Raw genomic sequence first — 13,089 nt, forward strand, 5'->3', positions numbered from 1 at the left:
GTCGCCGGTTGCTCGCTCGACGTGTCGCGTACCCCCTCGGCCGCGCCTCCCCGGTCGGGCGCCGCCCGGCGGACCGCCCGGCCCCGCCGAGCCCCGCGGTCCGCAGCCCGGGCGGGCGTACGGGGCGCGTCGGCGCCCGGGTAACCTGGGTCACGTCTGCCGATGCCCGCCCGCCGCCGCCGGCCCGGTCCCCCGACCGCCGCACGCGCGGGCGCCCAGCCCGAGGGATTCGATGACCAGCGCGCCCACCTCGCAGCACCCCGCCGAGCCCTCGACGTCGGGCCAGTCCGACACCGTCGAGCACGCCGCGGCCACCCCGGACCAGGAGCAGCCGTTCGCGGAGCTCGGCCTCAAGCCGGACGAGTACCAGCGCATCCGCGACATCCTCGGCCGCCGCCCCACGGCCGCCGAGCTCGCCATGTACTCCGTCATGTGGTCGGAGCACTGCTCGTACAAGTCGAGCAAGACCCACCTGCGGAAGTTCGGCGAGCGCGTGACGCCGGAGATGACCGAGCACCTGCTCGTCGGCATCGGCGAGAACGCGGGCGTCGTCGACATCGGCGACGGCTGGGCCGTGACGTTCAAGGTCGAGTCGCACAACCACCCGTCGTACGTGGAGCCGTACCAGGGCGCCGCGACCGGCGTCGGCGGGATCGTCCGCGACATCATCTCGATGGGCGCGCGCCCGGTGGCGGTCATGGACCAGCTGCGGTTCGGCGCGGTCGACCACCCGGACACGGCCCGCGTCGTGCACGGCGTCGTGTCGGGCGTCGGTGGCTACGGCAACTCGCTCGGCCTGCCGAACATCGGCGGCGAGCTGGTGTTCGACGCCTCCTACCAGGGCAACCCGCTGGTCAACGCGCTGTGCCTCGGCGTGCTGCGGCACGAGGACATCCACCTGGCCAACGCCTCGGGCGTCGGCAACAAGGTCGTGCTGTTCGGCGCGCGCACGGGCGGCGACGGCATCGGCGGCGCGTCGATCCTGGCGTCCGAGACCTTCGACGACACCAAGCCCTCCAAGCGGCCGAGCGTGCAGGTCGGCGACCCGTTCATGGAGAAGGTGCTCATCGAGTGCTGCCTGGAGCTGTACGCGGCCCGCGTGGTCGAGGGCATCCAGGACCTCGGCGCGGCGGGCATCTCCTGCGCGACCTCCGAGCTCGCGTCCAACGGCGACGGCGGCATGCACGTCGACCTGGAGAACGTGCTGCTGCGCGACCCCACCCTGACCGCCGGCGAGATCCTCATGTCGGAGTCGCAGGAGCGGATGATGGCGGTCGTCACGCCGGAGAAGCTCGACGAGTTCCTCGCGATCACCGGGAAGTGGGACGTCGAGACCGCCGTGATCGGCGAGGTCACCGGCACCGGCCGCCTGACGATCGACCACCACGGGCAGCGGATCGTCGACGTGGACCCGAAGACGGTCGCGCACGAGGGCCCCGTCTACGACCGCCCGTACTCCCGGCCCGAGTGGCAGGACGGCCTGGTCGCTGACTCGCTCAGCACGCCCGAGGGCGCGCAGCGGTACGCCCGGCCGTCGACGCCGGAGGAGCTGCGGGCCACCGTGCTCGACCTGCTCGCGTCGCCGAACCTCGCGTCCAAGTCCTGGGTGACCGACCAGTACGACCGGTTCGTGCAGGGCAACACCGCCCTGGCGCAGCCCGACGACGCCGGCGTGGTCCGCGTCGACGAGTCGACCGGCCTGGGCGTGGCGCTGGCCACCGACGCGAACGGCCGGTACGCCAAGCTCGACCCGTACGCCGGCGCGCAGCTCGCGCTGGCGGAGGCGTACCGGAACGTCGCCGCCTCGGGTGCCAGGCCGCTCGCCGTCACCGACTGCCTGAACTTCGGCAGCCCGGAGGACCCGGCGTCGATGTGGCAGCTCGTCCAGGCGATCGAGGGCCTCGCGGACGGGTGCGCCGTGCTCGGCACCCCGGTCACGGGCGGCAACGTGTCGCTGTACAACGGCACCGGCGAGCCCGGGAAGATCGACTCCGCCATCCACCCGACGCCCGTCGTCGGCGTGCTCGGCGTGATCGACGACGTCGCCGAGGCGACCCCGTCCGGCTGGACCACGGCCGGCCAGTCGGTCTACCTGCTCGGCACGACCCGGCCGGAGCTCGACGGCTCCGCGTGGGCCGACGTCGCGCACGGCCACCTCGGCGGCACCCCGCCGCGGGTGGACCTCGAGGCCGAGCGCCGGCTCGCGACCGTGCTGGTCCGGGCGTCGCGGGACGACCTGGTCGACGCCGCGCACGACCTGTCCGAGGGCGGCCTGGCGCAGGCGCTGGTCGAGTCGTCGCTGCGGTACGGCGTCGGCGTCCAGGTCGACCTGGCCGCGCTGTGCGAGCGCGACGGGGTGACGCCGTTCGAGGCGCTGTTCGCGGAGTCGACGGCCCGCGCGGTCGTCGCGGTGCCCCGGTCGGAGGCCGTGCGGTTCGAGGACCTGTGCACGGCGCAGGGCGTCCCGGCGCTCGCCATCGGCGTGACCGCCGAGACGTGCAGCCCGGGTGCCGGTGCCCCGACGCAGGACGCCCCGGAGCAGCACGTGCACGCGCCCGCCGTCGAGGTCACGGGCCTGTTCACCCTGCCGCTGGCGGAGGCCCGCGCGGCCCACGAGGCGACGCTCCCGCGCCACTTCGGCTGACGGCGACGACGGACGGGCCGGGCGGGACCGCGGTGAGCGGTCGGCCCGGCCCGTGCGTCGTCCCTCAGCCCGCGGCGGGGACCGGCACGACGACGACCTTCGAGCCGGCGCCGTTGACCTTGGCGGTCCCGCCGTAGACGGCGGTCAGCCGGTGCGCGCCGGGAGCCAGGTCCAGCGCGACGCGCGCGGTGCCGGACGCCAGGGTGCCGGAACCGACGACGGCGGTGCCGTCGAGCAGCTGGTAGGTGCCGGTGACGACCGTCTGGGGCGCCTTCACCGTGACGACGGCCGTGTAGTCGGTCGTCGACCGGGTGGTGGCGACCGGGGTCACGTGGAGCGTGACCTGGGGTGCGACCTTGGTAGCCGCGACGGGCGGCTTCGGTGCCGGGGCCTTGGGGCCGGCGACGGCGGCGCCGGCGGTGCCGAGACAGAGGGTGGCGGCGAGGGCCAGCGCCAGGGTGGCGCGGCGGTGCGAGCGGGGCACGGGAGCTCCTGGGGGGACGGTGCCGACGGGTGGGTGCATCGGCTGCATGCCGGGACATCGGTCGCTCCGAGCCGGGCGTGACCGGTCGGCGCGCGATCTCACCCGCGCCACGGCGGGGGAAAACCTGTCGCACCGGCCGCACCGGTTCCCTAGCGTCGGTCGCATGGAACCAGTCCGGCCCGCCCCCGACGGGCGCGTGGTGCGCGTCGACCGCGGCGCGGTGCTCGTGCTGCCCGGGGGCGCCGACGGGCCGGTGCGGGTGCCGCTGCCCGGCGACGGGCTCGTGCCGCTGCTCGACGGCGGGGGCGTCGCCGGCGAGCGCGTGCCGCCCGCGGTCGGCGACGACGCGGTGCTCGGCACCGGCCCGGACGGCTCGCTCGCCCTCGTCGCGCTCGGGACCCGCCGCACCGCCGTGGTCCGCGACGGCGCCGACCGCACGTCCCGCGCGCAGGTGCTGGCCGCGAACGTCGACGTCGTGCTGGTCGTCGAGCACCTGGACCCCGACCCCAGCCCGGGCCGCGTCGAGCGGCTGCTCACCCTGGCCTGGCGGTCGGGCGCGACCCCGGTCGTCGTGCTGACCAAGGCCGACCTGGTGCCCGACCCCGAGGGGATGGCCGACGAGGTGCGGGCGGTGGCGATCGGCGCCGAGGTGCACGCGGTCAGCGTGGCCGCGGGGACGGGGCTGGAGCCGGTGCGGGCGCTGCTCGGGCCCGGTCGGACGCTCGTCGTCGTGGGCCCGTCGGGCGCCGGGAAGTCCACGCTGGTGAACGCCCTGGCGGGCGCCGAGGTCATGGCGACCGGGGACCGCCGCGCCGACGGCCGCGGGCGGCACACGACGGTGCACCGGGAGCTCGTGGCGCTGGGCGGCGGCGCGTCCCTGATCGACACCCCCGGGCTCCGCGGCGTCGGGCTGGTCGCGGACGCCGCGGCGCTGGACGCGACGTTCGCCGACGTGACCGAGCTCGCCGAGGGGTGCCGGTTCGCCGACTGCGCGCACCGGGCCGAGCCGGGCTGCGCGGTGCTCGCGGCCGTCGAGGACGGCAGGCTGCCCGCGCGGCGGCTCGACTCCTGGCGGCGGCTGGCCCGCGAGGCGGCCTACCAGGAGCGCCGGGCGGACGCCGCGCTCGCCGCCGCGGAGCGGAACCGGGTCCGGCGCGCGACGGCGGCGTACCACCGGTTCCAGCAGGGCCGCCCGGCCCGCTGAGCCCGTCCGCGCCTCCGGGGGTCGTCGCCGCGGCGGCCAGGCGCGGCGACGGGCCGCGCCGCCGGGGACAATGGCGCCATGCCTCCCCGTCGCCGCACCGACCCCGCCGTCGGCCGGGCCGCCGTCGCCGCCTGGCGCGCCGACCCGACCGACGCGACCGCCCGCCGCACCGCCGTCCGGTTCACGCTGGAGGAGCTCGCCGACGTCGCCCCGGGCCACACCGTCGAGGTCCGGGTCCCGCCGGACGGCGCCGTCCAGGCCGTCGAGGGCCCTCGGCACACCCGCGGCACCCCGCCGAACGTCGTGGAGACGGACCCGCAGACCTGGCTCGCGCTGGCGACGGGCGCGGAGTCGTGGCACGAGGCGCTGGCCGCGGGCCGGGTGCACGCCTCCGGCGAGCGCGCCGACCTGGCGCCCTGGCTCCCCCTCCAGGCCACCCGCACCCGGCTCTAGCGCCGAGGTCGTCGGTTCCGGCCGGACGAGGGGTGGCGCAACCGCCGACCTCGGGCGCAACCGCCGACCTCGGCGGCCGCGCTAGCGGGAGAGGACGACCGTGGCGCCGCGCTCCGCGTGGAGGGTGCCCGCGGTGGCCGCCGCCAGGGTGGCGTCGAAGGCATCGAGGGCGCTCGGCGGGACCAGGAGCGTGAAGCGCGCCTCGGCGGCGTACGCGACGTCCTCCAGGGCACCCTCGTGCGCCTCCGCCCAGTCGCGCAGCACGCCGTGCAGCCGGCCGGCGTCGGCGTGCGGCGCGTCGACGGTCACCCGCACCGCGGCGCTGCGCCGGACGAGCCGCGCGCGGTCCAGCGCCTCGGAGGTGGCCGTCGAGTACGCGCGCACCAGGCCGCCGGCGCCGAGCAGGACGCCGCCGAAGTACCGGGTCACGACGGCGACCAGGTCGGTGAGCTCCCGGCGGCGCAGCACCTCGAGCATCGGCACGCCCGCGGTGCCGGAGGGCTCGCCGTCGTCGGTCGACCGCTGCTGCTCGGCCAGCGGCCCGACGGACAGGGCGACGCAGTGGTGCCGGGCGTCCCAGTACTGCTTGCGCACCGACGCGACGACGGCGTCCGCCTCCGCGACCGAGGACACGGGATGCACCAGGGCGAGGAACCGGGACTTCTTGACGACGAGCTCGTGCTCGACCGGCGCGGCGATCGTGGCGGGGTACCGCGGCGCGGGGTCGGCGGCGGTCTCCATCGGCCCGAGCCTAGGGCGTCGGCGGGGACGACCTAGGATCTGCGGGTGGCCGACACGACCGAACCCGGGCGACCCGACGACGAGCGGGGCGCCGCTCCCGCCCCGACCGACCCCGCGCCCGCGCCGGCCGACCCCGCGCCGGAGCGGGCCGACGTCGTGCCCGGCGAGGCGGCCCCGGACCCCGTGGCCCCCGCCGCGCCGGAGGTGCCGGACGAGGCCACGCTCGCCCGCGTCGCCGAGCCCGCCCGCGTCCGCCGCGCCCCCAAGATCGGCGCGTTCATCACCGCCGGGGTGCTGCTCGGGGCGCTGGTCGGCCTGGTCGCCGCGCTGCTCGCCGGGGGGTCGAGCGGCCTCGCCGCGTCGGACTCCCAGGCGTTCATCAGCGTGCTCGGCGGCCAGGGCGGCGCGCGGGCGGCGTCCGCCGTGATCGGCGCGATCGTGGGGGCGTTCGCGGGCGCGCTGGCGGCGCTCGTGGCGGACCGGCGCAGCCGCCGCTGACGGGTCGCCGGCTCCCGCGCGCCCGCGGGGCCAGGCCCCGCGTCCGGGACCGAGGTCCCGGTCGCGGGACGGCGGTGCGCGTGGCATGTGTCACCATGGAGTCGTGGCCCCCCGCGGAGACGGCAAGCTCAACCACGACCTCCTGCCGAACGAGAAGGGACCCCAGGACGCGTGCGGCGTCTTCGGGGTCTGGGCTCCCGGCGAGGAGGTCGCGAAGCTCACCTACTTCGGGCTGTACGCGCTGCAGCACCGCGGCCAGGAGTCGGCGGGCATCGCGACGTCGAACGGCGAGCAGCTGCTCGTCTACAAGGACATGGGCCTGGTGTCCCAGGTCTTCGACGAGACGGCCCTCAACGCCCTGCACGGCCACATCGCCGTCGGGCACGCGCGCTACTCGACGACCGGCGGCAGCACGTGGGAGAACGCGCAGCCGACGCTCGGTGCGACGGCCGGCGGCACGGTGGCCCTCGCGCACAACGGCAACCTCACCAACACCGCCGAGCTGGTCGACCTGGTCGCGGAGCGGTACGGCGCCCAGCGGCGCGGCGAGCTCGCGCGCGGCAACACCACCGACACCGCGCTCGTGACGGCGCTGTTCGCGGGGGACCAGGACCACACGCTCGAGGCCACCGCGCTGGAGGTGCTCCCGCGGCTGCGCGGCGCGTTCAGCCTGGTGTGGATGGACGAGCACACCCTGTACGCCGCCCGCGACCCGCAGGGCGTCCGCCCGCTGGTGCTCGGGCGGCTCGAGCGCGGCTGGGTCGTCGCGTCGGAGACCCCCGCGCTCGACATCGTGGGCGCGTCCTTCGTCCGGGAGATCGAGCCGGGTGAGCTGATCGCGATCGACGCCGACGGCCTCCGCACGCAGCGGTTCACGGAGAAGCAGCAGCGGGCCGGCTGCGTGTTCGAGTACGTCTACCTCGCCCGCCCGGACACGACGATCGCCGGCCGCTCCGTGCACGCCGCGCGCGTCGAGATGGGCCGCCGCCTGGCGAAGGAGCACCCGGTCGAGGCCGACCTGGTCATCCCCGTGCCGGAGTCGGGCACGCCCGCCGCGGTCGGCTACGCGCAGGCGTCCGGCATCCCGTTCGGGCAGGGGCTCACCAAGAACGCGTACGTCGGCCGGACGTTCATCCAGCCGTCGCAGACGCTGCGCCAGCTCGGCATCCGGCTCAAGCTCAACCCGCTGCGCGAGGTCATCCGCGGCAAGCGGCTGGTCGTCGTCGACGACTCCATCGTGCGCGGCAACACCCAGCGCGCGCTGATCCGGATGCTCCGCGAGGCCGGCGCCGCCGAGGTGCACGTGCGGATCAGCAGCCCGCCGGTGAAGTGGCCGTGCTTCTACGGCATCGACTTCGCGTCCCGGGCCGAGCTGATCGCCAACGGCCTCGCGGTCGAGGAGATCGGCTCCTCCCTGGGCGCCGACTCGCTCGGCTACATCTCCATGGACGGGATGATCGCCGCCACCGAGCAGCCCGCGGCGCAGCTGTGCACCGCGTGCTTCACCGGGAAGTACCCCATCGAGCTGCCGTCGCAGGACCGGCTCGGCAAGCACCTGCTGGAGCAGAACGAGCTGCCGCTCGGCGCTCCGGAGGACGGACTCGCCACTCTGGTTCCCGGGACCGGTGGCTCGAACGCGCTGGAGCACCCGTGACCGAGGGCATCACCTACGCCGCCGCCGGCGTCGACACCGAGGCGGGCGACAAGGCCGTCGAGCTGATGAAGGACGCCGTGCGCGCGACGCACGGGCCGCAGGTGCTGGGCGGCGTCGGCGGGTTCGCCGGGCTGTTCGACGCCTCCGCCCTGGTCGACTACCGGCGCCCGCTGCTCGCGACGTCGACCGACGGCGTCGGCACCAAGGTCGCGATCGCGCAGGCCCTGGACGTGCACGACACCATCGGGTTCGACCTGGTCGGCATGGTCGTCGACGACATCGTCGTGGTGGGCGCGAAGCCGCTGTTCATGACCGACTACATCGCGTGCGGACGGGTCGTCCCGGAGCGCATCGCGGACGTGGTCCGGGGGATCGCGGCGGCCTGCTCGGTCGCCGGCACCGCGCTGGTCGGCGGCGAGACCGCCGAGCACCCCGGGCTGCTGGGCCCCGACGAGTACGACGTGGCCGGCGCCGCGACCGGCGTCGTCGAGGCGGACGCCCTGCTCGGCCCGGAGCGGGTGCGGGCCGGCGACGTGCTGGTGGCCCTCGGGTCGAGCGGCCTGCACTCGAACGGCTACTCGCTGGTGCGCCGCGTCGTCGCGCACGCCGGCTGGTCGCTCGACCGGCACGTGCCGGAGCTCGGTCGCACGCTGGGCGAGGAGCTGCTGGAGCCGACCCGCGTCTACGCGTCCGACTGCCTCGCGCTGGTGGAGCGCGCGGGCGGCGCGGTGCACGCGTTCAGCCACGTGACCGGTGGCGGGCTCGCCGCCAACGTCGCGCGCGTGCTCCCCGCGGGCCTGGTGGCGGACGTGCCGCGCGGCTCGTGGACCCTGCCCCCGGTGTTCTCGCTGGTGCAGGCCGCGGGCGCGGTGCCCTGGACCGACCTGGAGCGGACCCTCAACCTCGGCGTCGGCATGGTGGCGATCGTCGACGCGGCGGGCGCCGAGGCCGTCGAGCGGCACGCGGCCGAGCTCGGGCTGACCGCCTGGCGGCTCGGCGAGGTGCGGGACCTCACCGCCGTCGACGCGGAGGGCGGGCCGGACCTGGTCGCGGGCACCAAGGGCGTGCAGGGCGGCGCGGTGCGGCTCAGCGGGGAGTACCGCACGGCCTGAGCGGCGCGCGGACGGGGCAGGGCGGCGCCGTCGGGCGCAGCACGTCGCCGCGCGCCCGCGCGGCGGCCGGGCGACGCGGAACCGGGACGCGTCGACGCGGAACCCGGACGCGCCGGCACCGAACCCGGACGCGCCCGATCAGCGCACGAGCCGGGCCCGCTCCGCGACCGTCGGGGACGGTGCGAGGGGGCCCGGCTCGTCGTGCGGGTGGCCGCTGCGGGTCAGCGGCGGGGCCGGTGCCGCGCGAGGCGGCTGCCGACCCGGGTATTCAGCGCTCGTCCGCCCATCGAGGGGGGTAGTCGTCACCCTCGTCGTCGGAGTCCTGTCGGCTGTCGGTGACGAGGTCGTTCCGGTGGCCGGTGAGCTCCTGCTCCAGCGCCCGGTAGTTGGTGTCGGGACTGAAGTACTTCAGCTCCCGCGCCACCTTCGTCTGCTTAGCCTTCTGACGGCCGCGCCCCATGGCATCGACCCCCTCTAACGTGGAAGCGGGGCGGCTCCGTGCTCACACGTGCGGCCCCGGGATGCTGAATAGTCTGTTCGTGACGCAACGGTACATGGTCCCCCGGCATTCCGACCACTCGCCGGGGCGGAGGAGCGCGCCCCGGCGACCGCTCGGGCGGCACCGCCACGAGTGCGGCCCGCGCGCGCCGACGGGTCCGACGTGCTCCGACGGCGCGGTCGCGCGGACGCCGGCGCGCGGGACCGAGGTCCAGGGTCGCACGGCCGGCCCGGATGTGATCTTCGCCACTGGCGGACGCGCTTGCCCATCGGGACGATGGGTGGTGCGGGTAGCGGGCACGCTCTGCCGTCGGCGCCCCGAACTGGGACGAACGTCCCGGTCGTGGCGCTTCGCGGGGTGCGAGCCGGCCGTCACCCACCCGGACGAGTGGGGGGTCGCCGCTCGGGGACCGCCCGTTCGGCGCACGGTGTCGACGCGCAGTCATGTCGGCTTCGACCTAGAGTGTCCCCATAGTTACCGCTTGTCCCGGAATGGGACGTTGGTACTAGTTGTCGGAAGTTCGCACGTGACACCGTGGTCACGGTGGGGGCGCAAGGGGGGTCGAGCGTGATGACGTCACCGATGCCGATGCAGCCCGGTCCCGGCCGGGCAGCGGTACCGATGGCCAAGTTCCTGTCTGTCATGACGACGGGTCGTCCGACCGGTCGCCGCCACGAGGGCACCCCGGAGGTCTGACGTGTCTGCCCCCCACACCGAGAACGAGATCCTGCTGACCCCGTCCGAGGTCGCGAGCCTGTTCCGGGTCGACCCGAAGACGGTCACCCGCTGGGCGAAGTCCGGCAAGCTGTCGTCGATCCGCACGCTCGGCGGCCACCGCCGCTACCGCGAGACCGAGGTCCGCGAGCTGCTCGGCGGCATCCCCGGGCAGCGCGGCGACGACGTCTGAGCCCACCGGCGCGATCCCGCCGGCCCGCTGCCGACCCGTCGGCGGCTCGTCGGCAGCCCGCGCGGGCTGACGGCCGTCGGTGACCGCCGACGGCCGTCCCGCGACCGCTGCGGGCGCCGCGCGCCCGCTCCGCCGTGTCCGATCGCCGCCGGTGACCCCGCCGCCGTCGGGCGCAGGATGGTGCCATGACCGAGACCTCGACCGCCGCCACGACGCCGCTGCTCGACCGCGCCGCGCCGCCGCCGGCCCCCGCCGCGCCGCCGCTGGACCCCGCCGCGCCCCTGCTCGCCGCCGTCCTGCCGTCGCCGGCCGGCGACCTGGCCGTGCTGCTCACCGAGGACGGCGTCGTCCGCGCCGCGGGCTTCGGCCCGGTGGCCGCGATGGCGGCCCGCCTCCCGCTCGACCTCGCGGCCCGCGGCCACGAGGTGGTGGGCCCCGCGGGCCTGGCCGCGCGCGGCGCCGGACCCGCGCTCGTCGCGGACGCGGCGGCCCGCTACCTCGCGGGCGAGGGGGGCGCGCTGGACACGGTGCCGGTGGCGCAGCCCGGCGGTCCGTTCCAGCAGCGCGCGTGGGCGGCCATGCGGGCGATCCCGCCCGGGTCGACGGCGACGTACGCCGAGCTGGCCGCGGCCGCGGGCAGCCCCACGGCCGTGCGCGCCGCGGGCTCGGCGTGCGCGCGGAACCTGGTGGCGCCGTTCGTGCCCTGCCACCGGGTGCTGCGCAGCGGCGGGACGCTGGGCGGCTACTACTACGGGCTCGACGCCAAGCGGGTGCTGCTCGCCCACGAGGCGCGGGGCTGACCCGCCGCCGTCAGCGCCGGACGGCGAGCGCCACCACGAGGGCCAGCGCCCCCACCGCCCCGGCGAGGATCCCGCGCGCCCGGTTCCGGTTGGCGGGGTCGGCCGCCGGGTCGGTGCCGACCGCGTCGCGCCAGAGCTTCTCCGCGGCCGACCGCGCGTCGGCGACCTGCCGCTTGGGGCTCAGCCGCTCAGCGAGCGCGTCCGCGGTGCCCGCGAGCTCGGCGCGGGTCAGCGCGACCTCGGTCTCCAGCGCGCTGATGGTCGGCTTCGGCGTGGGGGAGTCGCTCATCGGCTCAGGCCCTCCTTGACGGACTTCTGGACGGTCTCGGCGTCCTGCTTCAGGCCCGCGACGGCCTTCTCCGGGGTGGGCGGGGTGCCCTTCTGCAGGCTCTTCACGCCGACCAGCGCGAGGACCCCCGTGATGATCGCGAGCACGACCAGCACGATGAGCGCCGCGAGCCAGGGGGCGAGGCCCTCGCTGATCGCGAGGATCACGGTGGTGATCAGCACGGCGAACGTGAAGAACCCGAAGAACGCGGCGCCGGCCAGCAGCCCGATCCCGATCCCCGCGGCCTTGGCCTTCTCGGCGAGCTCGGCCTTGGCCAGGTCGATCTCCGCGCGCACCAGCCGCGCGGCCTGCTCGCTGAGTCGGCTGATGAGCTGGCCGATCGACTGCTGGTCCGGGCCGGACCCGCTGCCCGATGTCGTCGTCATCCGGTGCTCCTTCGTGGACGGGAGGCGTTCCGCCCCAGTGTGGCCCGTCCGCGTGATCTGCGCAGGTGGGACCGCCGGCGGGCCGCGCGGTGAGTGGTGCCGGTCAGTCGGTCCAGGGGTGGACGAGGTCGGCGTCGCGCGCCGGGTCCGGCGGCGGGGGCGTCGCCCGGACCCGCTCCGGCAGCAGGTGCCGGCCCCACGCGGCGAGGGCCGCCGCCGCGGCGATGAGCACCACGCCGACGATGACGGCCGCCAGCCACAGGTCGACGACGGCGGCCAGCCCGACCACCGCGGCGGTGACGAGCAGCGCCAGCCCGAAGACGGTGAGCAGCAGCGCCCCCGCGAACGCGAGGGCGCTGGGCCGGACCTCGACCGCGCGGGCGCGCACGGAGCGGGTGACCGCGTCGATCTCCGCCTGCACCGAGCGGCGCACCCGGTCCTCGACCTGCTCGATCCGCTCGCGGGTGCGCTCGGCGAGCGGCTCCGCCAGCCGGCCGAACAGGCCCCGCCGCGGTTCCTCGGCGTCGGTCACGGTGCCCTCCTCGTCGCGACGTCGGACCGCGCACCGCGTCGTCGCGGCGGCTCCGGTCCCACCTGGTTCGCCCGGTGGGACCACCCTAGTCACCGGGAGCGGTGCCCGGCGCGCGTGCGCGGCGCGCCGCCGGGCGTACCGTGCCCCCGTGGTCGGGCGCGTCGTGCGGGTGGCCCTCGTCGTCGACGAGGCGCTGTCGCGTGCCGCCCTGGCCCAGGGGCTGGAGGCCGACCCGCGGGTGGCCGTCCTGCACCGGCTCGGGGGCCGGCGGGAGGCGCTCGACCGGGTGGACCCGCGCACCGTGGACGTGCTGGTGGTGGAGGAGGCCCTCGCGGACGGGACCGGCGTCGAGCTGGGCATGCGGCTCCAGGAGCGCGACCCCGACCTGGCCGTGCTGCTGCTCTCGGGGCGGGACGCGTCGGACGTCGTGCTCGCGCTGCGGGGCCGGACCCCGCGGCCCTGGAGCCACGTGTCCCGGCGGGCGTGCCCGGACCCGGGGGCGCTGGCCCGGGCCGTCGTCGCGACCGCGGACGGCCAGGCGGTCCTCGGGCCGGGACCGGGGCCGGGAGCCGCCCCGGCCGGGGTCGCCGGGCTGACCGCGGCGCAGGGCGCGGTGCTCGCGCTCGTGGCCCAGGGCCTGTCGAACCGGGCGGCGGCGCGGGTGCTCGGGCTGTCGCCGCGGTCGGTGGAGAACCACCTGGCCGTCGTCTACCGCGCGCTGGGGGCGGCCGGGCCGGACGTGAGCCCGCGGGTGCTGGCGGCGCTGGCCTACCGCACCGGAGCCGCGCCCCGTGCGGCAGGATGAGCGACGGCCCGCACCCCCACCCGCCTCCGGGGCGGGTGGGGG

The 13,089-nt window shown here is 76.7% G+C and carries 15 protein-coding genes; 9 read left to right on the forward strand and 6 right to left on the reverse strand.

Annotated elements, in window-relative coordinates; translation table 11 throughout:
- The first annotated feature begins 232 nt into the window (after positions 1–232).
- Positions 233–2,644, forward strand: a complete 2,412-nt coding sequence (purL, locus tag MHY85_RS17035) for a phosphoribosylformylglycinamidine synthase subunit PurL (RefSeq protein ID WP_239198525.1) — start codon at positions 233–235, stop codon at positions 2,642–2,644.
- A gap of 64 nt (positions 2,645–2,708) precedes the next feature.
- On the opposite strand, the gene MHY85_RS17040 is transcribed toward purL, so the two are convergent.
- Positions 2,709–3,128, reverse strand: a complete 420-nt coding sequence (locus MHY85_RS17040; RefSeq protein WP_239198528.1) for an Ig-like domain repeat protein — start codon at positions 3,126–3,128, stop codon at positions 2,709–2,711.
- Between the two features lie 163 nt (positions 3,129–3,291).
- Between MHY85_RS17040 and rsgA the strand changes: the two genes are divergently transcribed.
- Together rsgA and MHY85_RS17050 are read left to right on the forward strand one after the other, a co-directional pair.
- On the forward strand, positions 3,292–4,332 hold the full coding sequence (gene rsgA / locus MHY85_RS17045) for a ribosome small subunit-dependent GTPase A (RefSeq protein WP_239198531.1): 1,041 nt from the start codon (positions 3,292–3,294) through the stop codon (positions 4,330–4,332).
- 78 nt (positions 4,333–4,410) lie between these two features.
- Positions 4,411–4,785 carry a sterol carrier family protein gene (locus tag MHY85_RS17050; RefSeq protein ID WP_239198534.1) on the forward strand — a complete coding sequence of 125 codons (375 nt, stop codon included), beginning with the start codon at positions 4,411–4,413 and terminating at the stop codon, positions 4,783–4,785.
- Between the two features lie 81 nt (positions 4,786–4,866).
- Here MHY85_RS17050 and MHY85_RS17055 read toward each other — a convergent pair whose 3' ends face one another.
- Positions 4,867–5,526, reverse strand: coding sequence for a YigZ family protein (locus MHY85_RS17055; protein ID WP_239198537.1), 660 nt, complete (start codon positions 5,524–5,526; stop codon positions 4,867–4,869).
- Between the two features lie 45 nt (positions 5,527–5,571).
- Between MHY85_RS17055 and MHY85_RS17060 the strand changes: the two genes are divergently transcribed.
- The 3 genes from MHY85_RS17060 (at position 5,572) to purM (ending at position 8,790) form a co-directional block, all read left to right on the forward strand.
- Complete coding sequence (locus MHY85_RS17060) at positions 5,572–6,024, forward strand: histidine kinase (protein WP_239198540.1); 453 nt, start codon at positions 5,572–5,574, stop codon at positions 6,022–6,024.
- Positions 6,025–6,127: 103 nt separating this feature from the next.
- Positions 6,128–7,678, forward strand: a complete 1,551-nt coding sequence (gene purF, locus MHY85_RS17065) for an amidophosphoribosyltransferase (protein ID WP_239198543.1) — start codon at positions 6,128–6,130, stop codon at positions 7,676–7,678.
- A complete protein-coding gene (gene purM / locus MHY85_RS17070; RefSeq protein ID WP_239198546.1) occupies positions 7,675–8,790 on the forward strand; it encodes a phosphoribosylformylglycinamidine cyclo-ligase in 1,116 nt (371 codons plus the stop codon). Before purF ends, purM begins: the two co-directional genes overlap by 4 nt.
- A gap of 268 nt (positions 8,791–9,058) precedes the next feature.
- On the opposite strand, the gene MHY85_RS17075 is transcribed toward purM, so the two are convergent.
- Positions 9,059–9,250 carry a DUF3073 domain-containing protein gene (locus tag MHY85_RS17075; RefSeq protein ID WP_147794565.1) on the reverse strand — a complete coding sequence of 64 codons (192 nt, stop codon included), beginning with the start codon at positions 9,248–9,250 and terminating at the stop codon, positions 9,059–9,061.
- 736 nt (positions 9,251–9,986) lie between these two features.
- Here MHY85_RS17075 and MHY85_RS17080 point away from each other — a divergent pair.
- Positions 9,987–10,196 carry a BldC family transcriptional regulator gene (locus MHY85_RS17080; protein WP_139405057.1) on the forward strand — a complete coding sequence of 70 codons (210 nt, stop codon included), beginning with the start codon at positions 9,987–9,989 and terminating at the stop codon, positions 10,194–10,196.
- A gap of 185 nt (positions 10,197–10,381) precedes the next feature.
- Positions 10,382–10,996, forward strand: coding sequence for a methylated-DNA--[protein]-cysteine S-methyltransferase (locus MHY85_RS17085; RefSeq protein WP_239198549.1), 615 nt, complete (start codon positions 10,382–10,384; stop codon positions 10,994–10,996).
- A 10-nt stretch (positions 10,997–11,006) separates the two neighbouring features.
- On the opposite strand, the gene MHY85_RS17090 is transcribed toward MHY85_RS17085, so the two are convergent.
- The 3 genes from MHY85_RS17090 to MHY85_RS17100 form a co-directional block, all read right to left on the reverse strand.
- The gene (locus MHY85_RS17090) at positions 11,007–11,285 is read right to left on the reverse strand and encodes a DUF3618 domain-containing protein (protein ID WP_239198552.1); all 279 of its coding nucleotides are present in this window, start codon (positions 11,283–11,285) and stop codon (positions 11,007–11,009) included.
- The gene (locus MHY85_RS17095; protein ID WP_158369919.1) at positions 11,282–11,710 is read right to left on the reverse strand and encodes a phage holin family protein; all 429 of its coding nucleotides are present in this window, start codon (positions 11,708–11,710) and stop codon (positions 11,282–11,284) included. Before MHY85_RS17095 ends, MHY85_RS17090 begins: the two co-directional genes overlap by 4 nt.
- 103 nt (positions 11,711–11,813) lie before the next feature.
- Positions 11,814–12,242, reverse strand: coding sequence for a phage holin family protein (locus MHY85_RS17100; protein ID WP_239198555.1), 429 nt, complete (start codon positions 12,240–12,242; stop codon positions 11,814–11,816).
- Between the two features lie 148 nt (positions 12,243–12,390).
- Between MHY85_RS17100 and MHY85_RS17105 the strand changes: the two genes are divergently transcribed.
- Positions 12,391–13,047 (forward strand): response regulator transcription factor, encoded by a 657-nt coding sequence (locus tag MHY85_RS17105; RefSeq protein ID WP_239198558.1) that lies wholly within the window; start codon positions 12,391–12,393, stop codon positions 13,045–13,047.
- Positions 13,048–13,089 lie beyond the last annotated feature (42 nt).

Source organism: Cellulomonas sp. ACRRI (genome assembly GCF_022346185.1).
Classification (GTDB): Bacteria; Actinomycetota; Actinomycetes; order Actinomycetales; family Cellulomonadaceae; genus Cellulomonas.